The organism is Pseudomonas sp. UW4, assembly GCF_000316175.1.
Lineage (GTDB): Bacteria > Pseudomonadota > Gammaproteobacteria > Pseudomonadales > Pseudomonadaceae > Aquipseudomonas > Aquipseudomonas laurylsulfatiphila.
This window is the reverse complement of the sequence record NC_019670.1, coordinates 4,409,255-4,434,575: the sequence shown is the minus strand read 5'-3', so window position 1 is coordinate 4,434,575 and position 25,321 is coordinate 4,409,255. Positions and strand designations below refer to the sequence as shown.

Here is a 25,321-nt window from a genome sequence, read left to right as displayed (position 1 = left end):
GCTCTTCACAGTAAAGAGCAACCGTGATGGAAACAGTATGAACTGGACGTGGTTTCACAAGCTCGGCTCGCCCAAATGGTTTTACGGCATCAGCGGCAAAATGCTGCCCTGGCTGAGCGTCGCGGCGTTGCTGCTGATCAGCGTTGGCGTGGTCTGGGGGCTGGTCTTCGCGCCGCCGGACTATCAGCAGGGCAACAGCTTCCGCATCATCTATATCCACGTTCCGGCCGCCATGCTGGCGCAGTCCATCTATGTGATGCTGGCGGTGTGCGGCATCGTCGGGCTGGTGTGGAAGATGAAACTGGCCGACGTCGCCCTGCAGTGCGCGGCGCCCATCGGTGCGTGGATGACTGCCGTGGCGCTGGTCACCGGGGCGATCTGGGGCAAACCGACCTGGGGCTCGTGGTGGGTCTGGGATGCACGCCTGACGTCCATGCTTATCCTGCTGTTCCTGTACTTCGGTCTCATTGCGCTGGGCAACGCGATCAGCAATCGTGACAGCGCGGCCAAGGCCTGTGCGGTGCTGGCGATTGTCGGCGTGATCAACATCCCGATCATCAAGTACTCGGTGGAGTGGTGGAACACCCTGCACCAGGGCGCGACCTTCACCCTCACCGAAAAACCGGCAATGCCTGCCGAGATGTGGCTGCCATTGCTGCTGACGGCGCTGGGTTTCTACTGTTTCTTCGGCGCGGTGCTGTTGCTGCGCATGCGTCTTGAAGTGCTCAAGCGCGAAGCCCGGGCCAGTTGGGTCAAGGCCGAAGTGGAAAACAGCCTGGAGGTCGCTCGATGAGTTTTGCTTCATTCGGCGACTTCATCGCCATGGGTCATCATGGCCTGTATGTCTGGTCAGCCTATGGCATCTGCCTGGCGGTATTGGCCCTCAACGTGGCGGCGCCGATCCTGGCCCGCAAGCGGTATCTGCAACAAGAGGCGCGTCGTCTGCGCCGGGAGAACGGCAAGTGAATCCGCTGCGCAAAAAGCGTCTTATCATCATTCTCGCGATCCTGGTCGGGGTCGGCGCTGCCGTCGGCCTGGCCCTGAGCGCCCTGCAGCAGAACATCAACCTGTTTTACACACCGACCCAGATCGCCAACGGCGAAGCCCCCCATGACACGCGCATCCGTGCCGGTGGCATGGTCGAGGCCGGTTCCTTGCAGCGTTCTGGCGACTCGCTGGACGTGAAGTTCGTCGTCACCGACTTCAACAAATCCGTGACCATCACCTATCGCGGCATCCTTCCGGACCTGTTCCGCGAAGGGCAGGGCATCGTCGCCCTGGGCAAGCTCAATGCCGATGGCGTGGTGGTGGCCGATGAAGTGCTGGCCAAGCACGACGAGAAGTACATGCCGCCGGAAGTGACCAAGGCGTTGAAGGACAGCGGTCAATCGGCTCCAACGCCCGCGAAGGAGGGTTGATCCATGACATCCGGCATCTTTATTCCCGAGCTTGGCCATCTGGCGATGATCCTGGCCCTGTGCTTCGCCCTGGCCCAGGCCGTGGTGCCGCTGTTCGGTGCCTGGCGCGGTGACCGCCTGTGGATGAGCCTGGCCCAGCCGGCCGCCTGGGGGCAGTTCAGCTTTCTGCTGTTTGCCTTCGGTTGCCTGACCTACGCCTTCATGGTCGATGACTTCTCCGTGGCCTATGTGGCCAACAACTCCAACAGCGCCTTGCCGTGGTACTACAAGTTCAGTGCGGTGTGGGGTGCCCACGAGGGTTCCTTGCTGTTGTGGGCCTTGATTCTCGGTGGCTGGACCTTCGCGGTGTCGGTGTTCTCCCGGCAGTTGCCACAGGTCATGCTGGCCCGTGTGCTGGCGGTGATGGGCATGATCAGCACCGGTTTCCTGATGTTCCTGATCATGACCTCCAACCCGTTCAAACGCATCCTGCCGCAAATGCCCAGCGACGGTGCCGACCTCAACCCCTTGCTGCAAGACATCGGCCTGATCGTGCACCCGCCAATGCTGTACATGGGCTACGTCGGGTTCTCGGTGGCCTTCGCCTTCGCCATCGCCGCGCTGATGGGCGGTCGCCTGGATGCCGCGTGGGCGCGCTGGTCGCGTCCGTGGACCATCGTGGCCTGGGCGTTCCTCGGCATCGGCATCACCCTCGGTTCGTGGTGGGCGTACTACGAACTTGGCTGGGGCGGCTGGTGGTTCTGGGACCCGGTGGAAAACGCTTCCTTCATGCCATGGCTGGTGGGTACCGCGCTGATTCACTCGCTGGCGGTCACGGAAAAACGTGGCGTGTTCAAGAGCTGGACCGTGTTGCTGGCCATCGCTGCGTTCTCGTTGAGCCTGCTGGGCACTTTCCTTGTGCGCTCCGGGGTGCTGACGTCGGTTCACGCCTTTGCCTCCGATCCGGAACGCGGCGTGTTCATCCTGATTTTCCTGCTGTTCGTGGTTGGCGGTTCATTGACGCTGTTCGCCCTGCGCGCGCCGGTGGTCAAGAGCCAGGTCGGCTTCAACCTCTGGTCCCGGGAAACCCTGCTGCTGGGCAACAACCTGGTGCTGGTGGTGGCCGCCTCGATGATTCTGCTGGGCACCTTGTACCCACTGATTCTCGATGCCATGACTGGCGCCAAGCTGTCGGTTGGCCCGCCGTACTTCAACGCGCTGTTCATTCCGTTGATGGCGTTGTTGATGGTGGTGATGGCGGTCGGCGTGATCGTGCGCTGGAAAGACACCCCGGTGAAATGGCTGCTGAGCATGCTGACGCCGGTATTGCTCGGCAGTGCGGCCATGGCCGTGGTGGCTGGCGTCGCGTACGGGGACTTCAACTGGGCAGTGCTCGCGACCTTCATGCTTGCCGCTTGGGTGCTGTTGGCCGGTGCGCGTGACATTGTCGACAAGACCCGCCACAAAGGCCTGATCAAAGGCCTGCCCACCCTGACCCGCAGCTACTGGGGCATGCAGATCGCACACCTTGGTATTGCCGTGTGTGCGCTGGGTGTCGTGCTGTCGAGCCAGAACAGTGCCGAGCGCGACCTGCGCCTGGCGCCGGGCGAGTCCATGGACCTGGCCGGTTATCACTTCATCTTCGAAGGCGCCAAGCACTTCGAAGGCCCGAACTTCACGTCCGACAAGGGCACCGTCCGGGTGATCCGCAACGGCAAGGAAATCAGCGTGCTGCACCCGGAAAAACGCCTGTACACCGTGCAGAACTCGGTGATGACCGAAGCCGGCATCGACGCCGGTTTCACCCGCGACCTCTATGTCGCCCTCGGTGAACCGCTGGGTAACGGCGCCTGGGCTGTGCGCGTGCACGTCAAACCCTTCGTGCGCTGGATCTGGTTCGGTGGTTTGCTGACAGGTGCAGGTGGTTTGCTGGCGGCGCTGGATCGGCGTTATCGGGTCAAGGTAAAAAGCCGCGTGCGTGAAGCACTGGGCATGTCGGGAGCCACTGCATGAAGCGTTGGTTGATGTTGTTGCCACTGGCGATTTTTCTGGTGGTTGCCGTATTTCTCTACCGTGGGTTGTACCTGGATCCGGCCGAGTTGCCTTCGGCCATGATCGGCAAGCCGTTCCCGGAGTTTTCCCTGCCGGCGGTGCAGGGCGACAAGACCCTGACCCGCGCCGACATTCTGGGCAAGCCGGCGCTGGTCAACGTCTGGGGCACCTGGTGCATTTCCTGCCGGGTCGAGCACCCGGTGCTGAACAAGCTGGCCCAGCAGGGCGTGGTGATCTACGGCATCAACTACAAGGACGTCAACGCCGATGCCTTGAAGTGGCTGACGGACTTCCACAACCCGTATGTGCTGGACATCCGTGACGACGAAGGCTCGCTGGGCCTGAACCTCGGTGTGTACGGCGCGCCGGAAACCTTCTTCATCGACGCCAAGGGCATCATCCGTGACAAGTTCGTCGGCGTGATCGACGAGCAGGTCTGGCGCGAAAAACTGGCGGGCAAGTACCAGGCGCTGGTCGACGAGGCCAAGCCATGAAGCGCTGGATTGCTGCCGCTGTCCTGGGCTTGAGTCTGGCGGGCGTAGCCCACGGGGCCATCGACACCTATGAGTTTGCCAAGGAAGGTGACCGCGAGCGTTTCCGCGAGCTGACCAAGGAGCTGCGTTGCCCCAAGTGCCAGAACCAGGACATTGCCGATTCCAACGCGCCGATTGCCGCCGACCTGCGCAAAGAGATTTTCCGCATGCTCGGCGAAGGCAAGGACAACCAGCAGATCATCGACTTCATGGTCGACCGCTACGGTGACTTCGTCCGCTACAAACCTGCGTTGAACGCCAAGACTGCCTTGCTCTGGTTCGGCCCCGCCGGCCTGTTGCTGGGTGGTGTCGTGATCATCGCGGTGATCGTCCGCCGTCGTCGCGTGCAACGCGCTGGCACCCCGGGCTCGCTGTCTGCCGAGGAGCGCTCGCGCCTCGACCACCTGTTGGATAAAACCAAGAATGATTGATTTCTGGCTCGCTGCAGGTCTGCTGCTTCTGGTTGCCCTGAGTTTTCTGTTGATCCCGGTTTTGCGCAGCCGTCGTGCCCAGCGTGAAGAGGATCGTACCGCCTTGAACGTCGCGCTTTATCAGGAGCGCGTGGCTGAGTTGCAGACTCAGCAGGAAGAGGGCGTGCTCGATGCGGCGCAAATGGACGCCGGTCGCGCCGAAGCCGCCCGTGAGTTGCTGGCCGATACCGAAGGCGTCGAAGCGCCGCGGGTGTCGCGACTGGGCAAACCCCTGCCGTTGCTGGCGGCCGTTCTGGTGCCGGTGCTGGGCCTGGGGCTTTACATGCATTACGGTGCCAGCGACAAGGTCGAACTGACCCGCGAATTCTCCCAGGCACCCAAGTCGATGGAAGAAATGACCCAACGCCTGGAGCGTGTGGTCGCCGCTCAACCGGATTCCGCCGAAGGCATGTACTTCCTCGGTCGTACCTACATGGCGCAGGATCGCCCGGCGGACGCGGCGAAGATGTTCGAGCGCACGGTGAACCTGGCCGGTCGTCAGCCCGAGCTGCTCGGTCAATGGGCCCAGGCCCAGTACTTCGCCGATGGCAAGAAGTGGTCGGACAAGGTCCAGGCCCTGACCGACGAAGCGCTCAAGGCCGATCCGAAAGAAGTCACCAGCCTCGGCCTGCTCGGCATTGCCGCGTTTGAAGGCGAGCGTTATCAGGACGCCATCGATTACTGGAATCGCCTGTTGGCGCAGTTGCCGCCGGATGACCCATCCCGTGTGGCGCTGCAAGGCGGGATCACCCGGGCCACGGAGAAACTGGTGGCCAGTGGTGGCAAGGTTGCGCAAGCATCGGCGACCAAGTCCACGGCGTTGCTAAAGGTCAGCGTCGATCTGGCTGCGGAGCTCAAAACCAAGGTCCAGCCTGGCGACAGCGTGTTCATCTTCGCCCGTGCGGTCTCCGGTCCGCCGGCCCCGCTGGCGGTCAAGCGCATGACCGTGGCCGACCTGCCGGTGACCGTCGAGCTGAGCGATGCCGACGCGATGATGCCGCAATTGAAACTGTCGAACTTCCCTGAAGTCCAACTGGTTGCGCGTATTTCCCGTGCCGGCAAACCGACCGCCGGCGAGTGGATCGGTCGCAGCCAGCCTTTGGCCAGCAGCACCACCGCGCCGCAAACACTGACCATCGACAGCCCGGACAAATAACAGGAAACGCTACCATGACCGCCATCGCTCGTATTGCCCTGCTCAGCGTCGTTTTGGGGTTAAGCGCTTGTGCGGTCCAGCGACCACCGGAGCAAACGGCTCCGCCGCCGATTCCGCCGTCGCAGCCCAGCCCCACGCCATCGACGTCGCCGGTACCGAGCAAGCCGTCTGTTCCGGTAAAACCCTCCAAGCCGCTGCCGCGCACGTCCGCCAGCTTTGCGCCACCACCGGGGGGCAATAGTCATTGGGATCCGAAGCTTGGGGTTTATGTGCTTGATGATCAGCCCAATACCTTTTATCGCCAGCGTACCTATTACCGCTGGGATAACGGCTGGAGCCGGTCGATCAGTCCGAAAGGGCCGTGGGAGGAAACTGACATTCACGGTGTTCCGGGTGGGCTTGGGCGGCAATTCGGGCAGTGAGGCACTAAGGCGACTTTCGGGTCGCCTTTTTTGTGCCTGCTGAAATGTGATCGTTGGGCTAGTGCTGAACCCCTGTGGGAGCGGGCTTGCTCGCGAAGGCGGCCTGACAGCCGACCTGTCTTTGTTGACTGTGTACATATCCGTTTCTTCGGTAACGGCGACTTACGGTTCCGCTCTTACAGCGGGTCACTTTGGCAAACGCCCCAAAGTAACCAAAGGTCTCGCCCCTTACGTACGGCCCCTCGCTGAGGCTCGGGGTTCCTTCGCTCCGGTGTCCATCCGGGGGCATTGCCCTCCGGTCGGCTTCGCTTCGACCTACATGCAATGAGTTCGACTGCGTCGAACGGCGCTGCGCGCCCATCCCCGGATGAACACCTGCGCTCAGCCTGCCGAGGGGGCGGGTGGATCAAGATCAAGAGCGGCAGGCGAGCTAACGCTCGGCCTGTTGAGTGGTGAAGAGCGTTTGTGTACACCGTTCGGCTAAACGCACTCCCCCTGTAGGAGCTGCCGAAGGCTGCGATCTTTTGATCTTGATCTTCCGCCCCTTCGACATTGTCAAAAATCAAATTCAAAAGATCGCAGGGTATGACTCACCCACATAGGTAACAAAACAGTTCAAGCACATAGGTAACAGTTTTTAACCGGCACTGGTCGAACACCCTGGGCCTATACCGTGATCGGGTGGAAAACCTGCTGGTGCAACGGGTGCAGGTGATGGATCATTCGCCGGGCCAGCGGGCTGATCGGGTGCAAGCGCAGTCAGGATGGTTTGCCGGTGGTCCAGCAAGCATGGCGACAAATGAAGAGGGTGTTTTGATGGCGGGCAGGTTGATCTATCTCATCGGGCCTTCAGGTTCGGGCAAGGACAGCCTGCTGGATGCCGCGCGAACGCGGTTGGCCGAACGCGGCTGTCGTATCGTGAGGCGGGTCATTACCCGCTCGGCCGAAGCCGTGGGCGAGGCGGCGCTGGGTGTCAGTGCGCAGCAGTTTGCGGATATGGAAGCTCAGGGCGCGTTTGCCCTGAGCTGGCACGCCAATGGGTTGTCCTATGGCATCCCGCGGGAAATCGACGATTGGCTGGCCGCCGGCCAGGACGTGCTGGTCAATGGCTCTCGGGGGCATTTGCAGAGCACGCGCCTGCGCTATCCAGACGTGTTGGTGCTGTTGTTGACTGTGGATCAAACGGTACTGCGCCATCGCTTGCTGGCGCGCGGACGAGAATCGTTGATCGAGATCGATCAGCGCCTGGCGCGCAATGCGCGATTCAGCGAGCGGCTGCTGGCCGACGACCCGGCCGTGCTCCTGCTCGACAACTCCGGGCCGCTGGAGTCCACTGTCGAACACTTGCTGGCCTGTATTGACGAGCAATCCCCATGTGCCTGACGTTGCAGTGCATCGTCGAGTTGCAGCCGAAGCCGCTGGTGTTGACCCGTGTCGGGCACACCCTGGATGCGTGGTTGATAGAGCATCGTGGTGATTTTCAAAGCATTGCCCGGAAACTGTTCAATGCCTTGACCGACTGAACCAGGCCTTGACGTAACAATAGATCGAGATAAGTGTCACTGTTCATCGGTGGGGCCTTCAGTTGCTTGCGCTGTCGTTGTGCCGCGGCGACCACTGCTGCCGGATCCAGGTCGAAAAGGTCATTGACGAATTCGTCGGGGTGCTGGGCCTCGATGCCATAAGGTTGCAGCGCGGTGCGGGGGAAGTCTTTCTGGTTGAAGGTGACAATGACGCTGGCGTTGCAACGAATGGCAGCCGCCAGGACATGTCGGTCATTCGCATCGGGCAGCGTCAGTCCCTGTATCAAGGCTTCGTACCCCGACACGCAGGCGTCGGGAATCGCCAGATCCATTAGCTCGCAGGTGCGATTCAATTGCGTGGCGTTGAGATCCGGGCGGTTTTTCAGCAGATTGCGTTTCCATTCATCGTGTATTGCCACTGACCATTTCGCCCTGAAAAGCCCGGAGAGCGCTAGCCACATCAGAAAGTCTCTCAAGGGCGCGGGGTAAAGCACGCAAGCGTCATATACAGCGGTAAATGAAGAGTGCCTCACTCGTATCCTGTCCTTAACGCCTGTGCCTGCTCGGCGAGAAGCATCATTGCCTGCTCGCTGGCGGTGTCGCGCCGGTTTTTATAGTTCATCAAATCGGCAAAACGCACACGTCGGTGCTTGCCGGTTTTGTGGTAGGACAGTTCGCCGGATTCGAGCAGTTTGATCAGGTGTGGACGTGAGACATTGAGCAGGTCTGCCGCTTCTTGCGTAGTCAGTTCAGCGTGAATCGGGACTACTTTCACAGCGTTACCGGCTGCGAGTTCCGCCAGAATATCGACTAGCAAACGGAGCGCCGAGGTGGGCAGTTCGATGTTATGCGCTTCGTTCTGCTCATCGAATATCTGGATATGCTGAGTTTCGAACTGGGTGGCGAGATAGGCAGCCAGGGTGCGTTGCCCCTCGATTGCGGCCTGTATTTCGTGTTTCGCGGGCAAATTGATTGGCGGATGGATGACGGTCGACATGACGGCTTCCAATTTCTGAATAATCGATTTCAGCAGGCTATTCGAATTAATCGAAAATCGCAATAAACGAAACGTCTGCTTTCAAACCTTGTTCTTCAACACCCCCTGCACATTCTCCCGGTGGGGAACCGCGCCTACAGATCCAGGTTCGGCGAGGATTAAGGTTTTAAGCTGTCGCCAACGATGCCTTCGACGAAACACTCAAGAACCGCAACAACGCCAGCAGCGGAAAAGCACTGCCGACGATCACGATCCACAACCAGCTGCCCTGTTCGTACACCGCGCTGGCCACCGAAGAACCGAAGGCGCCGCCGATGAAGATGCTGGTCATGTACAGCGCATTCAGGCGGCTGCGGCTTTTGCCGTCGAGGGCGTACACCGCACGCTGGCCGAGGACCATGTTCATCTGCACGCAGAAGTCCAGCACCACACCGGTCACGGCCAGGCCGATGACGCTGTAGGCCGGATGGATGAACGCCGGCATAAAACTCAGGCTGGCGAACAGCAGGGCCAGCAACGACGCGATGCGGGTGTGCCCGGCATCGGCCAGGCGTCCGGCGATCGGGGCGGCAATGGCGCCGATGGCCCCGACCAGGGCGAAAATCGCGATTTCGCTTTGCGACAAACCGTGATTGCGCGCCAACTCCAGCGGTACGGCGGTCCAGAACAGGCTGAAAGTGGCAAACATGCAGCCCTGGTAAAACGCCCGCTGACGCAGCACCGGTTGCTTGCGCAGCAGCGTCCACAGCGAGCCCAGTAACTGGCCATAGGAGGCGCTGTGATCAGGCTCACGCTTGGGAATGGTCACGGCCAGCACGATGCTGATGGCCGCCATCAACACGGCGGCAATTACAAACATCGCGCGCCAGCCGAAGTGGTCGGCCACCACGCTGGACACCGGCCGGGCCAGCAAAATGCCGAGCAGCAAACCGCCCATGATCCCGCCCACCACACGGCCACGGGTTTCCTCCGGCGCCAGGTGTGCGGCCAGTGGAATCAGGATCTGCACCGAAACCGAGCTGAACCCCACCAACAGCGAAATCAGCAAGAACACGTTCGGCTGATCGGTGAACGCCGCACCCAGCAGGCTGGCAATCGCCACCAGGGTGGTGATGATCATCAACCGGCGATTCTCCAGCAGATCCCCCAGCGGCACCAGGAAAAACAGCCCCAGTGCATAGCCGATCTGGGTCAGGGAAACGATCAGGCTGGCCATGGTGTTGCTCAGGCCGATGTCCGGGGCGATCAGGCCGATGACCGGCTGGGCGTAGTAGATGTTGGCGACAATGGCGCCGCAGCAGAAGGCGAACAGCAGCACCATGCCTCGGGTCATTGTCGCGGTGCCGCGGGGCGCCTGGGTCGCTGGGTTCATAACGGGTCTCGCTGTACGGAAAGGAATGCGCGCAGGCTAACGGGCTGACTGAAACGGCGGAAGCGGGATTGGAGTGATAGCTATCATTCCATTGCGGAATGACTGGCGGACGCGTGTGTCGTCCGCCGAATGGCCTTGCCTGTAGGAGCGAGCCTGCTCGCGATGGAGTCACGGTCAACGCGTTTATTCAGAAAAAACGCATTATCGTTGACGTCCATCGCGAGCAAGCTCGCTCCTACAGGTGTTTATTGCGCATAAATCTGGTCGAAAATCCCGCCATCGTTGAAGTGGGTCTTCTGCACGGTACGCCAGTCACCGAAGGTCTTCTCGACGGACAGGAAGTCCACTTTCGGGAAACGGTCGGTGTACTTGGCCAGCACGTCCGGGTCACGCGGACGCAGGTAATTGGCGGCAGCGATCTCCTGGCCTTGCGGCGACCACAGGTACTTCAGGTATTCCTCGGCGGCGGCGCGGGTGCCTTTCTTGTCGACGGTTTTGTCGACCACCGACACCGGTGGCTCGGCTTCGGCGGAAACGCTTGGGTAGATGACTTCGAACTGATCACGGCCGAACTCGCGGGCGATCATTTCCGCTTCGTTCTCGAAGGTCACCAGCACGTCGCCGATCTGGTTGGTCATGAAGGTGGTGGTGGCGGCGCGGCCACCGGTATCGAGTACCGGCGCTTGCTTGAACAGCTTGCCGACGAAGTCTTTGGCCTTGTTCTCGTCACCGCCGTTTTTCAGCACATAACCCCAGGCCGAGAGGTAGGTGTAGCGACCGTTCCCTGAAGTCTTCGGGTTCGGCACGATGACTTGCACGCCATCCTTGAGCAGGTCCGGCCAGTCTTTCAGGGCTTTCGGGTTGCCCTTGCGCACGATGAACACGGTGGCCGAGGTGAACGGCGCGCTGTTGTTCGGCAGGCGCGTGACCCAGTTGTCCGGAACCAGTTTGCCGTTGTCCGCCAGGGCATTGATGTCGGTGGCCATGTTCATGGTGATGACATCCGCCGGCAGGCCGTCGATCACCGAGCGCGCCTGTTTACTGGAGCCGCCGAAGGACATCTGCAGGGTGATGTTTTCGTTGTGCTCGGCTTGCCAGTGTTTCTGGAACGCAGTGTTGTAGTCCTTGTAGAAATCGCGCATCACGTCATACGAGACGTTGAGCAGTGTCGGTGCGGCCTGAGTTACGCTTGTCAGTGCCAGGCCAGCGGCTAGAAGAGAGGCGCTAAAGAGTTTTTTCACTGCGCAATCCTTGTTCTATTTAAAAGATGGGGCATTTTGCCAGCGACTATAACCGTGCTCGCATAGATCTTTAAAGATTAAAAATCTCTTTGCTTATTCCAGATTTTTGAATAGTGCGTTGCCACAACGGGAGCAGAATGCAGCACCCTGTTCGTGGCTGTTTTTCTTGCACACCGGGCAGTCGTGTTGAAGTTGATCGCCGCGCATGGCGTTGGCCAGTTCAGCGGTGAAAATCCCGGTTGGCACGGCGATGATCGAGTAACCGGTGATCATCACCAGCGACGAAACAACCTGGCCCAGCGGCGTCTTCGGCACGATGTCGCCGAAGCCCACGGTGGTCAGCGTCACGATAGCCCAATAGATGCCTTTGGGAATGCTGGTGAAGCCATGTTCCGGGCCTTCGATCACATACATCAGCGTGCCGAATACCGTCACCAGCGTGCAGACGCTGACCAGGAACACCACGATTTTCTGCTTGCTGCCGCGCAGCGCCGACATCAGGTAGTTGGCTTGCTTGAGATAAGGGCTGAGCTTGAGCACGCGGAAAATCCGCAGCATGCGGATGATCCGGATAATCAGCAGATACTGCGCATCGGCGTAATACAGCGCGAGGATGCCGGGCACGATGGCCAGCAGGTCCACCAGTCCGTAAAAACTGAAGGCGTAGCGCAGCGGTTTGGGCGAGCAGTACAGGCGCAGGATGTATTCGCCGAGAAAGATCACCGTGAAGCCCCACTCGATGTAGGCGAGCACATCGGCGTAGTTGCGGTGAATGCTGTCGATGCTGTCGAGCATCACGATCACCAGGCTGGCGAGGATGATCAACAGCAGGATGCCGTCGAAGCGCCGACCCGCCTGGGTGTCGGTCTGGAAAATCATGACGTAAAGGTCTTCACGCCAGTGTTTGTTGCTGTCCATGGATAACGCCTGACTCGATGATCAGCGCAGCCTAGGTTGATTCTCCCCGGTAGCGCAAGGCGCGCTTTCGACTGTGGCTTTGCCGAGCATCTGCACAATCGTGCGGATCAGCCAGCAGGCAAGAATGAACGGCGCGGTCAGCGTGGGCAGACCAATGGCGGCAAACACCGGCGTCAGCATCAGCGCCAGGCCGATGCCAACCAGCGGCAGCCACGGTTGGCGACGCTGCGAGCTGAAGGCGAGGGCGGCGAGTACGGCGTTGTAGCCACCGAGGCCGAGCAGTGCGGTGTAGAAGTCGTGCTGCAGCAGGCTCCAGCCCATGCCCGCGACAGACGCCAACAACGCCCAGCAGAAAGCGCGGCGATCAGCGATGAGCAAACCGGCGGCAATCATCGCACCGGCCAGCGGATGACCGAGGAGCATCACCTGGCCGATGCCTTTGAAAGGGGCGGCGAGCATGTTCAGGGTGCTGACCTCGATCAAATGCGCCTCTGTCGAGGGAGTGGCGAAGCACAGCAGCACCCAGCTCAGCACCACGAACGGCGTGGTGTAGGCGGGGAGGTATTGGCTGAACCGGACGCGCTTTAGCCACTGCTGGGTGAGAATCGCGCTCAGGCCGCCGGCGGCCAGAATCAGCGGCGGCATCATCGCCGACCAGGGGAAGTACAGGCTCAGCAACAGACCGAGCAGAACGCCGTTGTAGCTGAACAACCCGGCCTGACGGTCAGCCTTGGCGTAGTTGCGACGTTGTGCGGTGAACAACCCGGCGACACCGCCGAGCAAGGCACCGCCCAGCAAGGCGGGCGCAGTGAACAGAATGGCCAACAGACACAGCAGGCCGCACAGCGGATTACGCTGGAGAAAGATCTGGCTGAAGCCGTTGAGCAAGGCTTCGGCCCAGTCGGGGCAGTGGGTGTTGAAGTGATTGGCAGGCATGGCAGGTCTGAAAGTCAGTGAAACCGAGTTGCCTGCATCGCGAGCAAGCTCGCTCCCACATTGAGTCTTTGCTCAGTCATTGTATTTGTGCCGTACACAAATCAACTGTGGGAGCGAGCTTGCTCGCGATGAGGCCGGTATGGGCGCTAGATCAATGTCTCGATACGCAGAGAGTTAGTCGATCCCGGCTGCCCAAAGGGCACACCGGCGGTGATCAATAAGGTGTCGCCACGCTGCGCCATGCCTTGGGCCTGGGCGATCTCCAGCGCTGTGGAGCAGACTTCATCGACCTGGCGCAGGCGATCGTTGACCACCGAGTGCACACCCCACGCCACGCTCAGGCGACGGGCGGTCTGCAGGTTCGGCGTCAGGTTGAGGATCGGCACGGTCGGCCGTTCCCGCGCCGCACGCAGGCTCGACGCACCGGATTCGCTGTAATTGACCAGCACCGCCACCGGCAGCACGTTGCTGATACGGCGAATGGCGCAGCTGATCGCGTCGGAAACAGTGGCCTCGGCTTTCGGTCGGCTGACGTCGAGTTGAGTCTGGTAGTCCGGACCGTTTTCCACCTGGCGGATGATCTTGCTCATCATCTGCACGGCTTCGAGCGGGTATTCGCCGGACGCGGTTTCCGCCGACAGCATCACCGCGTCCGCCCCTTCGGCCACGGCGTTGGCGACGTCTGTGACTTCGGCGCGGGTGGGCGCCGGCGAGAAGCGCATCGACTCCAGCATCTGCGTGGCCACCACCACCGGCTTACCGAGCTGGCGGCAGGTACTGATGATGTTCTTTTGAATCTGCGGCACGCTTTCGGCCGGCACTTCCACGCCCAGGTCACCGCGGGCGACCATGATCGCATCACTCAATTCGGCGATCTCGCGCAGTTGTTCGACAGCCGAGGGCTTCTCGATCTTGGCCATCAGGAAGGCCTTGTCGCCGATCAGGCTGCGGGCTTCGCGGATGTCGTCGGGACGCTGCACGAACGACAGCGCCACCCAGTCCACGCCCAGCTCCAGACCGAAGGTCAAGTCGCGGCGATCCTTGGCGGTCAGCGGGCTCAGGTCGAGCACCGCTTGCGGCACGTTCACGCCTTTGCGGTCCGACAGTTCGCCGCCATTGAGCACGGTGGTGTCGATGGCGTCGGCGTATTTGGTCACGACCCGCAGGCGCAATTTGCCGTCGTCCAGCAGCAGGTCCATGCCCGGCTCCAGCGCGGCGATGATTTCCGGGTGGGGCAGGTTGACCCGGCGCTCATCGCCCGGCGTGGCGTCAAGGTCCAGGCGCAAGGCCTGGCCGCGTACCAGTTGCACTTTGCCTTCGGCGAACTTGCCGACCCGCAGTTTCGGGCCTTGCAAGTCCATCAGAATGCCCAATGGATAATTCAGTTGGCGCTCGACTTCACGAATCCACTGAAAACGCTGGGCGTGGTCGGCGTGATCGCCATGGCTGAAGTTCAGGCGGAAGATGTTGACCCCGGCCAGCACCAGCTCACGGATGGCGTCGATGCCATCGATGGCAGGGCCGAGCGTAGCGAGGATTTTGACCTTTTTGTCAGGCGTCATGTTTAGTGCTCTCAAGGATCAGAATGGCGCGGAAGTCGTTGACGTTGGTTCGGGTCGGCTCGGTGACGATCAGGGCGTCGAGTGCCTCGAAGTAGCCGTAGCCATTGTTGTTGTCCAACTCGTCGCTGGCGCTCAGGCCCTTTGCGGCGGCGCGGGCGTAGCTGTCCGGGGTCATGATTGCGCCGGCGTTGTCTTCCGAGCCGTCGATGCCGTCGGTGTCACCGGCCAGTGCGTAGACGCCGGGCAGGCCTTTGAGGCTGTCGGTCAGGCTCAGCAGGAACTCGGCGTTGCGCCCGCCGCGGCCATTGCCGCGCACGGTGACGGTGGTTTCGCCGCCCGAGAGAATCACGCAGGGCGCCGCCAGCGGCTGACCGTGCAGGACGATCTGTCGCGCGATGCCAGCGTGGACCTTCGCTACTTCGCGGGATTCGCCTTCGAGGTCGCCGAGGATCAGCGGGCTGAACCCGGCCTGACGGCATTTCACTGCCGCCGCTTCCAGGGATTGCTGCGGACGGGCGATCAATTGGAAGTGACTGCGCGCCAGGCTCGGGTCGCCGGGTTTGACGGTTTCCGATTCGGGGCTTTGCAGCCAGGTGCGCACCGACGCCGGAACCTCGATGGCATAACGCTTGAGGATCGCCAGGGCTTCGGCCGAGGTGCTCGGGTCGGCCACGGTAGGGCCGGAAGCGATGACCGTGGCGAGGTCGCCCGGTACATCGGAAATCGCATAGGTGTAGACAGTGGCCGGCCAGCAGGCTTTGCCCAGGCGGCCGCCCTTGATCGCCGAGAGATGCTTGCGCACGCAGTTCATCTCGCCGATGGTCGCGCCGGACTTGAGCAGGGCTTTGTTGATCGACTGCTTGTCCGCCAGGGTGATGCCTTCGGCCGGCAGTGCCAGCAGGGCAGAGCCGCCGCCGGAGAGCAGGAAGATCACGCGGTCGGATTCGTTGAGGTCGCTGACCAGTTCCAGCACACGCGTGGCCACGGCCAGGCCGGCGGCGTCCGGTACCGGGTGCGCGGCTTCGACCACTTCGATTTTTTCGCAAGGTGCGCCGTGGCCGTAACGGGTCACCACCAGGCCTGACACTTCACCCTGCCAGCAGCGCTCGACCACCTGGGCCATGGCGGCTGCGGCTTTGCCGGCGCCGATGACAATGACGCGACCGCTGCGGTCGGCAGGCAGATGGGCTTCGAGGACTTGTTGCGGATGCGCCGCGTCGATGGCTGTGGCAAACAGCTCGCGCAGCAATTGTTGCGGATCGACCGACATGGCGGGCTCCCGGAATTCTTGTTATTTGAATGGCAACTCGGATCCCTGTGGGAGCGAGCCCTGTGGCGAGGGGGCTTGCCCCCGTTTGAGTGCGTAGCACTCACAAGATCTTCGGTTCATCAGAGATTTTGGGGCTGCTTCGCAGCCCAACGGGGGCAAGCCCCCTCGCCACAGGCCCGCTCCCACATGGGGATGGGGCAGGACTTACTTCTTGTCGCGAATCGAGAAGTTCGCCATGTGTTCCAGACCCTTGATCAGCGCCGAGTGGTCCCAGTTGCTGCCACCGATGGCCGCGCAGGTGCTGAACACTTGCTGGGTGTTGGCGGTGTTCGGCAGGTTGATGTTCAGTTCCTTGGCGCCTTGCAGGGCCAGGTTCAGGTCCTTCTGGTGCAGGCTGATGCGGAAGCCTGGATCGAAGGTGCCCTTGATCATGCGCTCGCCGTGCACTTCGAGGATCTTCGAGGAAGCGAAACCGCCCATCAGTGCTTCACGCACCTTGGCTGGGTCGGCACCGTTTTTCGAAGCGAACAGCAGGGCTTCGGCCACCGCCTGGATGTTCAGGGCCACGATGATCTGGTTGGCCACCTTGGCGGTTTGACCGTCGCCGTTGCCACCGACCAGGGTGATGTTCTTGCCCATGGCCTGGAACAGCGGCAGGGCGCGTTCGAAGGCGTTGGCATCGCCGCCGACCATGATGCTCAGGGTCGCCGCCTTGGCGCCGACTTCACCGCCGGAGACCGGGGCGTCGAGGTATTGCGCGCCTTTTTCGTTGATCTTCGCGGCGAAAGCCTTGGTGGCGGTCGGCGAGATCGAACTCATGTCGATCACTACTTTGCCTTTGCCCACGCCAGCAGCGATACCGTCGGCACGGAACAGCACGTCGTCGACCTGCGGGGTATCCGGCACCATGACGATGATGAATTCAGCTTCCTGGGCGACTTCTTTCGGGTTCGCCAGAGCAACGGCGCCAGCGGCGACCAGGTCGGCAGGGGCGGCGTCGTGGTGCGCCGACAGGAACAGGCTGTGACCGGCTTTCTGCAGGTTCAACGCCATTGGGTGGCCCATGATGCCGGTGCCGATAAATCCGATTTTAGCCATGAGAAAATCCTCTTGTTTTTGTGTTGCTCCCGGTTTTGGGCCGATGAGCTCTTTGTGGCGAGGGGGCTTGCCCCCGTTGGGTCGCGAAGCGGCCCCAATTGTTTTCGTCAGTTGAGGCGCGGGTGCAGCGCTACGACTGCTTCGCAGCCGAACGGGGGCAAGCCCCCTCGCCACAAGGGCACAACTTCAATCTCAGATTGCGTTATGGGTTTTGAGCCAGCCCAGGCCCGCTTCGGTGGTGGTCAGCGGCTTGTATTCGCAACCGACCCAGCCCTGGTAACCGATGCGGTCCAGGTGTTCGAACAGGAAGCGGTAGTTGATTTCACCGGTGCCTGGTTCGTTGCGCCCCGGGTTGTCCGCGAGCTGCACATGGTTGATCTCGCCCAGGTGCGATTGCAGGGTGCGGGCCAGGTCGCCTTCCATGATTTGCATGTGGTAGATGTCGTATTGCAGGAACAGGTTGGCGCTGCCGACCTGCTCGCGAATCGACAGGGCTTGCGCCGTGTTGTTCAGGTAGAAACCTGGAATGTCACGGGTGTTGATCGCTTCCATCACCAGCTTGATGCCCGCCGCTTGCAGCTTGTCGGCTGCGTACTTGAGGTTGGCGACGAAGGTTTTCTCCACGGTGGCATCGTCAAAGCCCTGCGGCCGAATACCGGCCAGGCAGTTGATCTGGGTGTTGCCCAGCACTTGCGCGTAGGCGATGGCCAGATCGACACCGGCACGGAACTCCTCAACCCGGTCCGGCAGGCACGCGATACCGCGCTCGCCCTTGGCCCAGTCACCGGCCGGCAGGTTGAACAGCACTTGGGTCAGACCGTTGGCGTCGAGCTTGGCCTTGATTTCGGCGGAGCTGAAGTCGTACGGGAACAGGTACTCGACACCACTGAAGCCGGCTTTGGCGGCCGCTTCGAAACGGGCAAGAAAGTCCTGTTCGGTGAACAGCATGGACAGGTTGGCTGCGAAACGCGGCATGGTGGTCTCCTGTATATGTATGAAGTCCCTTGTGGGAGCGGGCTTGCTCGTCGAACGGCGGAGTGTCAAGTCGACATCAATGGTGAATGTCAGACTGCCTTCGCGAGCAAGCCCGCTCCCACAGGGAGAGCGGTCAGCAGTTAGTCCAGCAGCGAAATCGCGGTTGGTGCGTCGTTGCCGACCAGCGCCAGGTCTTCGAATTCATTGACGGCGTTGATCTCGGTGCCCATGGAAATGTTGGTCACGCGCTCCAGGATGATCTCGACGATCACCGGCACCTTGAACTCTTCGATCAGTTCCTGAGCCTTGCGCAGGGCAGGCTGGATCTGAGCCGGTTCGAACACACGCAGCGCCTTGCAACCCAGGCCTTCGGCCACTGCAACGTGGTCGACACCGTAGCCGTTGAGTTCCGGCGCATTGAGGTTGTCGAAGGACAGCTGTACGCAGTAGTCCATGTCGAAACCGCGTTGCGCCTGGCGGATCAGGCCCAGGTACGAGTTGTTTACGACAACATGGATGTACGGCAGCTTGAACTGCGCGCCCACCGCCAACTCCTCGATCATGAACTGGAAGTCATAGTCCCCCGACAGGGCCACGACTTTACGGTTCGGATCAGCCTTGACCACGCCCAGCGCTGCCGGAATGGTCCAGCCCAGAGGGCCTGCCTGACCGCAGTTGATCCAGTGACGCGGCTTGTAGACGTGCAGGAATTGCGCGCCGGCAATCTGCGACAGACCGATGGTGCTGACGTAGCAGGTGTCCTTGCCGAACACCTGGTTCATCTCCTCGTAAACGCGCTGCGGCTTGACCGGCACGTTGTCGAAGTGAGTCTTGCGCTGCAGGCTGGCTTTACGCTGCTGGCAGTCTTGCAGCCAGGCGCTGCGGTTTTTCAGTTTGCCGGCGGCTTGCCATTCGCGAGCGACTTCGATGAACACGGTCAGCGCGGCAGCGGCGTCGGAAACGATGCCCAGGTCCGGGGTGAACACGCGGCCGATCTGAGTGCCTTCGATGTCGACGTGGATGAACTTGCGGCCTTCGGTGTAGACGTCAACCGAACCGGTGTGACGGTTGGCCCAACGGTTACCGATGCCCAGTACCACGTCCGACTTGAGCATGGTCGCGTTGCCGTAGCGGTGCGAGGTCTGCAAGCCAACCATGCCCACCATCAGTGGGTGATCGTCCGGGATGGTGCCCCAGCCCATCAGGGTCGGGATCACCGGAATGCCGGTCAGCTCGGCGAACTCCACCAGCAGGTCGCTGGCGTCGGCGTTGATGATGCCGCCACCGGCCACCAGCAATGGACGCTCGGCCTGATCCAGCAAGGCCAAGGCCTTCTCGACCTGAACCCGGCTAGCGGTCGGCTTGGCCAGTGGCAGTGGCTGGTAAGCGTCGATGTCGAATTCGATTTCCGCCATTTGAACGTCGAACGGCAGGTCGATCAGCACCGGGCCTGGACGGCCGGAGCGCATTTCATAGAAGGCTTTCTGGAACGCGTAAGGCACCTGGCCCGGTTCCAGAACAGTGGTCGCCCACTTGGTGACTGGCTTGACGATGCTGGTGATGTCGACAGCCTGGAAGTCTTCCTTGTGCATACGGGCGCGGGGTGCTTGCCCTGTGATGCAGAGGATTGGAATCGAGTCGGCCGAGGCGCTGTAGAGCCCGGTGACCATGTCGGTGCCGGCAGGGCCGGAAGTACCGATGCACACGCCGATGTTGCCGGCCTTGGTGCGGGTGTAGCCCTCGGCCATGTGCGAGGCGCCTTCAACGTGGCGAGCGAGTACGTGATCGATGCCGCCGACCTTTTGCAGGGCGGAGTACAGCGGGTTGATCGCGGCACCCGGGATGCCAAAAGCGGTATCGACCCCTTCACGGCGCATCACCAGAACGGCGGCTTCGATTGCTCTCATTTTGCTCATGGTTTTGTGCCTCTTTACGTTTTGTAATTGTATACAAGTGGCTTTGCGCAGAGTGTATTCACGGCGGACGGCGCAGGTCAATCCATTTTCTCAAGCGCTTGTTTCATTCGTCGGAAGCCCGTTCTACTGTGGCTTTTCGTCGCATGTGGCGCCTTTCGAGAATTATTGTATACAAAAAAATAATTCATTGTGTTCTATTTGTTGCATCGGGCCGCGGCACAAACGCGCAGCCCCACGACTTTCCCTATAACAAAATGAGGACGGCACCATGAGCGCTTTAACCTTGAAAGTCGCAGTCAATCTGGTCAACGAGGCCATCACCGCCGGGCGTGCAATCGCCGCGGCACCCTTGACCATCGCAGTACTGGATGCCGGTGGGCATCTGATCACCCTGCAACGCGAAGACGGCGCCAGCCTGCTGCGCCCGCACGTCGCCATCGGCAAAGCCTGGGGCGCCATCGCCCTGGGCAAGGGCTCACGCCTGCTGGCGCTGGACGCCCAGCAACGCCCGGCGTTTATCGCCGCGTTGAACAGCCTGGGGCAGGGCAGCGTCGTGCCGGCACCGGGTGGTGTGCTGGTGCGGGATCAGGATGGGAACGTGCTGGGGGCGGTGGGGATCAGCGGCGATCTGTCGGATGTTGACGAGCAGTGCGCGATCAATGCCATCGAGGCGTTGGGGTTGGTGGCGGATGCGGGGGTGGCGGCTTGATCTGTAGCGCCTGATCAATCGCCTTCGCGAGCAGGCTCGCTCCCACAAGGGACGGTGGCGGACACAAAATGTCCGATCAGCGCAAACCTATTGTGGGAGCGAGCCTGCTCGCGAAGGCATTCTTCCAGTCACATTCAGCTAAAAGTCTGCATTAGCCTCCAGCAAATGCGGGGCTAGCCTTTTCATGACTTCATCATGAGAGTGGCAAGGGAATGCCCAAGTTGTCTGCCTCACATCGCCTGCGTATCGGCCGTTACGCAGAACAAAACCGTATCTACCTATTGACTGCCAATACCTTCGAACGCAGACCTGTCTTCAAGGATTTCACCTTGGGCAGATTGGTCGTTGACCAATTTCGCAATGCTCAGGCGCAAGGTTGTGCCAAGTCATTGGCATGGGTCGTCATGCCTGACCATTTTCATTGGTTGGTCGAGTTGCAGCGGGGTTCGCTCAGTGGATTGATGCAAAGGACCAAGTCGCTAAGCACCAAGGCAGTCAATCGGTCCGTCGGCCGGAAGATCTGCCTTTGGCAACAGGGTTATCACGACCGAGCACTGAGGCAAGATGAGGATTTGGTGAAGATGGCGCGGTATGTTGTGGCCAACCCGTTGCGGGCAGGGCTGGTCGAGAAGCTGGGCGACTATCCACTGTGGGATGCTGTTTGGGTTTGAGTTGAAACCGTGGTGTTGCTATTCGCGAGCAGGCTCGCTCCCACAATGGATCTCCAGTGCTCACAGATTCCCTGTGGGAGAGCCTGCTCGCGAAGGCCGCGCTACGGTCTACCGCTCCGGCTCACACCCCTTGAGCACCAACCGGATAATCGTCTGCGCCGCCGCTTCGTAGTCTTCTTCATCCAGCCTGGCCTTGCCGGTGATGGCGGTGATCTGCCAGTCGAAGTCGGCGTAGGTCTGGGTTGCGGCCCAGATGCTGAACATCAGGTGGTTGGGGTCGATGGGGGCGATTTGTCCGCGGTCGATCCAGGTCTGGATGCACTCGATGTTGTGTTTGGCCTGGCCATTGAGTTGTTCGACCAGGTCGCTGCTCAGGTGGGGCGCGCCGTGCATGATTTCGCTGGCGAACACCTTGGAGGCGAAAGGCAGGTCGCGGGAGATGCGGATTTTCGAGCGAATGTAGCCGCTGAGCACTTCACCGGGTTCGCCGTCCGGATTGAACGGTGTCGAAGCCTGCAGGATCGGTTCGATGATGCTTTCCAGGACCTCGCGGTAGAGGTTTTCCTTGGATTTGAAGTAGTAGTAGACGTTGGGCTTGGGCAATCCCGCCTTGGCTGCGATGTCGCTGGTTTTGGTCGCAGCGAAGCCTTTGTCGGCGAACTCCTCACTGGCGGCACGCAGGATCAATTGTTTGTTGCGCTCGCGGATAGTGCTCATAAACCCGGTGATTCCTTGCCTGTTCTGGCGGTTGCGCATGGTATCACCGGCCTCGCGCGGCGCTCAAGAATGCACCGTAGGCTCTTGTGTCGCGCTATGCTGCTGCGCATTCATTGCAGAAGGAAACCCGATTCATGGCAGGAAGCAGTTTGCTGTTGCTGATCGACGATATCGCGGCCGTGCTGGACGACGTGTCGGTAATGACCCAAATGGCCGCCAAGAAAACGGCCGGCGTACTCGGTGACGACCTGGCACTCAATGCCCAGCAAGTCAGTGGTGTGCGGGCCGAGCGGGAAATCCCGGTGGTCTGGGCGGTCGCCAAGGGTTCGTTCATCAATAAATTGATCCTGGTGCCGTCGGCATTGGCGATCAGTGCGTTCATTCCGTGGCTGGTCACGCCGTTGTTGATGGTCGGCGGCGCTTATCTGTGCTTCGAAGGCTTTGAAAAGCTCGCGCACAAGTTCCTGCACAGCAAGGCTGAAGACGCCGCCGAGCATGCGCAACTGGTCGAGGCGGTGGCCGATCCTGCCACTGACCTGGTGGCGTTCGAGAAGGACAAGATCAAAGGCGCGATCCGCACCGACTTCATTCTTTCGGCGGAGATCATCGCCATCACCCTCGGCACCGTGGCCGGTGCTCCGTTGACCCAGCAGATCATCGTGCTTTCGGGCATTGCCATTGTCATGACGGTCGGCGTGTACGGATTGGTGGCGGGTATCGTCAAGCTCGACGACCTTGGCCTGTGGTTGACCCAAAAACCCGGGCAGATGGCGAAAAGCATCGGCGGCGCGATTCTGCGTGCGGCACCGTACATGATGAAGAGCCTGTCGGTGATCGGTACCGCGGCGATGTTCCTGGTGGGCGGCGGGATTCTCACGCACGGTGTGCCGGTGGTGCATCACTGGATCGAAAGTGTCGGTGCGGCGGCGGGTGGCGGCGGATTTATCGTGCCGGTGTTGCTCAATGGCGTGGCGGGGATTGTGGCGGGTGCGGTGGTGTTGGTTGGCGTGATGGCCGTCAGCAAAATCTGGAAAGCCCTGAAAGGCTGAAGGCAACACATAACAAATGTGGGAGCGGGCTTGCTCGCGAATAGGGTGTGTCAGTCACCTAAAAGGTTGTCTGACACACCCTATTCGCGAGCAAGCCCGCTCCCACAGTGTTTTTCGGCTACCGGGTTTACTCGGCAATCTGCAACTTGCGCGCTTCGGTGTACACGTAACGCACTTTCTCGTACTCGAACGGCGAGTTCATCTGGCCATAACGGAAGCTGGTCTGGTTGCGCTTGTCGATGCCACGCAGGATCAAGACTTCCGGATGGTTGGAGCTGACCTCGGCCACGTTGAGGTAGTTGATCGCATTCTCGGCCGTGTAATCCACCAGCAGGCCGCCGGTATCACGCAGGTTCGACGGACCGAGGACGGGCAGCACGAAGTAAGCGCCGCCCGGCACGCCGTAGAAGCCCAGCGTCTGGCCGAAATCCTCGCTCTGGCGCGGCAGGCCCATGGCGGTGGCCGGGTCCCACAGGCCGGCGATGCCGATGGTGGTATTGACTAGCAGTCGCCCGGTGGTTTCCAGTGAGCGCTGGCCCTTGAGTTGCAGCAGGCTGTTCAACAGGTTCGGCACGTCGCCGAGGTTGTTGAAGAAGTTGCTGACGCCGGTGCGCAGGAAGCTCGGGGTGACGTAGCGGTAGCCATTGACCACCGGCAGGAACACCCATTGGTCAAAGCGGTAGTTGAAGTGATAGACGCGACGGTTCCACTCTTCCAGCGGATCGTAGACGGCCAGTGCACCGAGCGTCGAACGCTCGAACTCGCGCTGATCCAGGCCCGGGTTGAATTTGAGTTTGCTCAATGGTTCCTTGAAGCCGTCACTGTCGACGACTACGGGGGCGTTGGCTTTGCTGTTGTCTGCATGGGCGACGCCTGCACAGAGTAACGCTGCGAAAAGCAGGAGAAATTTAGCCACGGAAGAACTCCAGCATGGCGTCGCTGTTGACGCGGTAGTTAATGTTGCCGCAGTGGCCCCCGTACGGGTAAACGGTCAGGCGATCACCGAAGGTCTTGCGCAGGAAGCCCAGGTCGCCTGGACCGAGGATCACGTCGTCGGCGTTGTGCATGACGGCGATTTTCGGGCTTTCGTGCAGATAGTCCTTCAGCGCATACAGGCTGACCTGATCAATCAGTTGCAGCAGGCTGCCGCCATCGGTGCGGGCGCGCCACATAGGGATGACTTGTTCGGTGATGTAGCAGTCGAAGTCGCATTGCAACGCACGCTTGAGGAACGGCGTGAGGCTGGTGCCCTCGGTGATCGGGAACTTGGGCGGGGTGATCAGGCCGCGACGGTTGACCAGGTCCGAAGTGAAGGCGATGTCCGCCGCCGAAAAGCGGAACGAGGTGCCGATCAGCATGGCCATCTGTTCGTTGGTCAGGTGCTGTTTGGACTGCTGGAAGTCGTAGAGCAGGGCATCGTTGAGGTCGATGTAGCCCTTCTGCTGGAAGTAGCGGGTCAGTTTGTTCAGAACCAGTTCATAGAACGTGGTGCTGTTGTTGATGCCCTTGACCTCGGTCTGGACCAGCTTGTCGAGGTTGGTGATCGAGGTGTAGAGGTTGACCGGCGGGTTGAGCAGCAGGACTTTCTTGAAGTTGAAGCTGCGGCGGGTTTCGTCCAGGTGCGCGACGAAGGCGGCATCCAGTGCCCCCAGGCTGTACCCGGTCAAGTAGTAGTCGGTGACTGGTACTTTCGGGTTCTGTGCCCGCACGGCCTGCATCACCCGGTACAGATCTTCGGCATCTTCCTTGGAAACGCCCGGCGTGGCGAAGCGCGAGGCGGCGCTCATGAAGTCATAGCTGGTGGGCGATGACAACTGCACCACGTGGTAGCCGGCTTTGTAATAGAGCTTCTTCAGGTATTCGTTCAAGGTACTGTCATAGCGCGCACCGGTGCCGGCGATCAGGAAAATCAGCGGCGCGGCGTGATCCTGCGTGGCAATGCGGTAGTCGAGTTTCTTGACCGCCCAGAAATTGTCCGGCAATTCGAACGCCCGTTCCGGACGCAAGGTGACGCTGCGCACTGCCTGATCGATGTCATCGTCCAGGGGGAGCTCCGGACGCAGGTCCGGCGGCGTGGTCGCGATGGTCGCCTCGAACGGGTTGGTCAGGGGGTAGCCATAACTGGCGGCGTCAATGTCGACTGCCAGTGCGGACGCACTCAAAATAAGGCCGCCAAACAGGGCGGCGAAGCGCAAGGAACGGAGCATGACTAAATCCCTTAGAAGAAGGTGTCAAATGAATTTCGCAGGCTATGACCACCGGATATACGCCAAAGTGCCAACCCTCGGCACCAAACAGGCCTGATTTCGAAGTTATAGTAGCTGGACGATACACTTT

27 protein-coding genes are annotated in these 25,321 nt (G+C 60.8%); 13 read left to right on the top strand and 14 right to left on the bottom strand.

Going from position 1 to position 25,321, the window contains the following annotated elements; all coding sequences use genetic code 11:
• Nucleotides 1-37 precede the first annotated feature (37 nt).
• The 10 genes from PPUTUW4_RS19485 (at nt 38) to PPUTUW4_RS29945 (ending at nt 7,553) form a co-directional block, all read left to right on the top strand.
• Nucleotides 38-793, top strand: coding sequence for a heme ABC transporter permease (locus PPUTUW4_RS19485; protein WP_015096219.1), 756 nt, complete (start codon nt 38-40; stop codon nt 791-793).
• Nucleotides 790-966: a heme exporter protein CcmD gene (gene ccmD, locus PPUTUW4_RS19480; RefSeq protein WP_007980758.1), complete on the top strand. Its 177-nt coding sequence runs from the start codon at nt 790-792 to the stop codon at nt 964-966. The genes PPUTUW4_RS19485 and ccmD overlap by 4 nt, the downstream gene beginning before the upstream one ends.
• Entirely contained in the window at nt 963-1,418 is a 456-nt protein-coding gene (gene ccmE, locus PPUTUW4_RS19475; RefSeq protein ID WP_007980760.1) for a cytochrome c maturation protein CcmE, read from the top strand. Before ccmD ends, ccmE begins: the two co-directional genes overlap by 4 nt.
• 3 nt (nt 1,419-1,421) lie before the next feature.
• Nucleotides 1,422-3,410 (top strand): heme lyase CcmF/NrfE family subunit, encoded by a 1,989-nt coding sequence (locus PPUTUW4_RS19470; protein ID WP_015096218.1) that lies wholly within the window; start codon nt 1,422-1,424, stop codon nt 3,408-3,410.
• Nucleotides 3,407-3,943 (top strand): DsbE family thiol:disulfide interchange protein, encoded by a 537-nt coding sequence (locus PPUTUW4_RS19465; RefSeq protein WP_015096217.1) that lies wholly within the window; start codon nt 3,407-3,409, stop codon nt 3,941-3,943. Before PPUTUW4_RS19470 ends, PPUTUW4_RS19465 begins: the two co-directional genes overlap by 4 nt.
• The gene (locus PPUTUW4_RS19460; RefSeq protein WP_015096216.1) at nt 3,940-4,413 is read left to right on the top strand and encodes a cytochrome c-type biogenesis protein; all 474 of its coding nucleotides are present in this window, start codon (nt 3,940-3,942) and stop codon (nt 4,411-4,413) included. The genes PPUTUW4_RS19465 and PPUTUW4_RS19460 overlap by 4 nt, the downstream gene beginning before the upstream one ends.
• Nucleotides 4,406-5,608 (top strand): c-type cytochrome biogenesis protein CcmI, encoded by a 1,203-nt coding sequence (gene ccmI / locus PPUTUW4_RS19455; RefSeq protein ID WP_015096215.1) that lies wholly within the window; start codon nt 4,406-4,408, stop codon nt 5,606-5,608. The genes PPUTUW4_RS19460 and ccmI overlap by 8 nt, the downstream gene beginning before the upstream one ends.
• A 14-nt stretch (nt 5,609-5,622) precedes the next feature.
• Nucleotides 5,623-6,030, top strand: coding sequence for a hypothetical protein (locus PPUTUW4_RS28345; protein ID WP_015096214.1), 408 nt, complete (start codon nt 5,623-5,625; stop codon nt 6,028-6,030).
• An 816-nt stretch (nt 6,031-6,846) separates the two neighbouring features.
• Nucleotides 6,847-7,413 (top strand): phosphonate metabolism protein/1,5-bisphosphokinase (PRPP-forming) PhnN, encoded by a 567-nt coding sequence (gene phnN, locus PPUTUW4_RS19450; RefSeq protein ID WP_015096213.1) that lies wholly within the window; start codon nt 6,847-6,849, stop codon nt 7,411-7,413.
• Nucleotides 7,404-7,553 (top strand): hypothetical protein, encoded by a 150-nt coding sequence (locus tag PPUTUW4_RS29945; protein ID WP_158467558.1) that lies wholly within the window; start codon nt 7,404-7,406, stop codon nt 7,551-7,553. The genes phnN and PPUTUW4_RS29945 overlap by 10 nt, the downstream gene beginning before the upstream one ends.
• Here the strand turns inward: PPUTUW4_RS29945 and PPUTUW4_RS19445 are convergent.
• From PPUTUW4_RS19445 to gcl, 11 genes are all read right to left on the bottom strand, one after another.
• The gene (locus PPUTUW4_RS19445) at nt 7,511-8,086 is read right to left on the bottom strand and encodes a PIN domain-containing protein (protein WP_015096212.1); all 576 of its coding nucleotides are present in this window, start codon (nt 8,084-8,086) and stop codon (nt 7,511-7,513) included. The genes PPUTUW4_RS29945 and PPUTUW4_RS19445 overlap by 43 nt on opposite strands.
• Nucleotides 8,083-8,550, bottom strand: a complete 468-nt coding sequence (locus tag PPUTUW4_RS19440) for a helix-turn-helix domain-containing protein (RefSeq protein ID WP_015096211.1) — start codon at nt 8,548-8,550, stop codon at nt 8,083-8,085. The genes PPUTUW4_RS19445 and PPUTUW4_RS19440 overlap by 4 nt, the downstream gene beginning before the upstream one ends.
• Nucleotides 8,551-8,716: 166 nt before the next feature.
• On the bottom strand, nt 8,717-9,922 hold the full coding sequence (locus tag PPUTUW4_RS19435; protein ID WP_015096210.1) for an MFS transporter: 1,206 nt from the start codon (nt 9,920-9,922) through the stop codon (nt 8,717-8,719).
• A gap of 245 nt (nt 9,923-10,167) precedes the next feature.
• Nucleotides 10,168-11,163: a sulfate ABC transporter substrate-binding protein gene (locus tag PPUTUW4_RS19430; RefSeq protein ID WP_015096209.1), complete on the bottom strand. Its 996-nt coding sequence runs from the start codon at nt 11,161-11,163 to the stop codon at nt 10,168-10,170.
• A 93-nt stretch (nt 11,164-11,256) separates the two neighbouring features.
• Entirely contained in the window at nt 11,257-12,081 is an 825-nt protein-coding gene (locus PPUTUW4_RS19425; RefSeq protein WP_015096208.1) for an ion transporter, read from the bottom strand.
• Nucleotides 12,082-12,102: 21 nt separating this feature from the next.
• Nucleotides 12,103-13,017 carry an urea transporter gene (locus tag PPUTUW4_RS19420; protein ID WP_015096207.1) on the bottom strand — a complete coding sequence of 305 codons (915 nt, stop codon included), beginning with the start codon at nt 13,015-13,017 and terminating at the stop codon, nt 12,103-12,105.
• A 146-nt stretch (nt 13,018-13,163) separates the two neighbouring features.
• Entirely contained in the window at nt 13,164-14,579 is a 1,416-nt protein-coding gene (gene pyk / locus PPUTUW4_RS19415) for a pyruvate kinase (RefSeq protein WP_015096206.1), read from the bottom strand.
• The gene (locus PPUTUW4_RS19410) at nt 14,569-15,849 is read right to left on the bottom strand and encodes a glycerate kinase (protein ID WP_015096205.1); all 1,281 of its coding nucleotides are present in this window, start codon (nt 15,847-15,849) and stop codon (nt 14,569-14,571) included. Before PPUTUW4_RS19410 ends, pyk begins: the two co-directional genes overlap by 11 nt.
• A gap of 204 nt (nt 15,850-16,053) precedes the next feature.
• On the bottom strand, nt 16,054-16,947 hold the full coding sequence (locus tag PPUTUW4_RS19405; RefSeq protein WP_015096204.1) for a 2-hydroxy-3-oxopropionate reductase: 894 nt from the start codon (nt 16,945-16,947) through the stop codon (nt 16,054-16,056).
• Between the two features lie 192 nt (nt 16,948-17,139).
• Nucleotides 17,140-17,922, bottom strand: a complete 783-nt coding sequence (gene hyi, locus PPUTUW4_RS19400; RefSeq protein ID WP_015096203.1) for a hydroxypyruvate isomerase — start codon at nt 17,920-17,922, stop codon at nt 17,140-17,142.
• 140 nt (nt 17,923-18,062) lie between these two features.
• A complete protein-coding gene (gcl, locus tag PPUTUW4_RS19395) occupies nt 18,063-19,838 on the bottom strand; it encodes a glyoxylate carboligase (RefSeq protein ID WP_015096202.1) in 1,776 nt (591 codons plus the stop codon).
• Nucleotides 19,839-20,106: 268 nt separating this feature from the next.
• On the opposite strand from gcl, the gene PPUTUW4_RS19390 reads away from it, so the two are divergent.
• The gene (locus tag PPUTUW4_RS19390) at nt 20,107-20,547 is read left to right on the top strand and encodes a heme-binding protein (protein WP_015096201.1); all 441 of its coding nucleotides are present in this window, start codon (nt 20,107-20,109) and stop codon (nt 20,545-20,547) included.
• A 212-nt stretch (nt 20,548-20,759) separates the two neighbouring features.
• Entirely contained in the window at nt 20,760-21,218 is a 459-nt protein-coding gene (locus PPUTUW4_RS19385; RefSeq protein ID WP_015096200.1) for a transposase, read from the top strand.
• A 108-nt stretch (nt 21,219-21,326) separates the two neighbouring features.
• Here the strand turns inward: PPUTUW4_RS19385 and PPUTUW4_RS19380 are convergent, their stop codons facing one another.
• On the bottom strand, nt 21,327-21,935 hold the full coding sequence (locus tag PPUTUW4_RS19380; protein ID WP_015096199.1) for a TetR/AcrR family transcriptional regulator: 609 nt from the start codon (nt 21,933-21,935) through the stop codon (nt 21,327-21,329).
• Between the two features lie 134 nt (nt 21,936-22,069).
• Between PPUTUW4_RS19380 and PPUTUW4_RS19375 the strand changes: the two genes are divergently transcribed.
• Nucleotides 22,070-22,984: a DUF808 domain-containing protein gene (locus PPUTUW4_RS19375; protein WP_015096198.1), complete on the top strand. Its 915-nt coding sequence runs from the start codon at nt 22,070-22,072 to the stop codon at nt 22,982-22,984.
• Between the two features lie 127 nt (nt 22,985-23,111).
• Here the strand turns inward: PPUTUW4_RS19375 and PPUTUW4_RS19370 are convergent, their stop codons facing one another.
• Both PPUTUW4_RS19370 and PPUTUW4_RS19365 read right to left on the bottom strand, forming a co-directional pair.
• Complete coding sequence (locus PPUTUW4_RS19370; protein WP_015096197.1) at nt 23,112-23,900, bottom strand: VacJ family lipoprotein; 789 nt, start codon at nt 23,898-23,900, stop codon at nt 23,112-23,114.
• Nucleotides 23,893-25,191: a hypothetical protein gene (locus PPUTUW4_RS19365; RefSeq protein WP_015096196.1), complete on the bottom strand. Its 1,299-nt coding sequence runs from the start codon at nt 25,189-25,191 to the stop codon at nt 23,893-23,895. Before PPUTUW4_RS19365 ends, PPUTUW4_RS19370 begins: the two co-directional genes overlap by 8 nt.
• Nucleotides 25,192-25,321 lie beyond the last annotated feature (130 nt).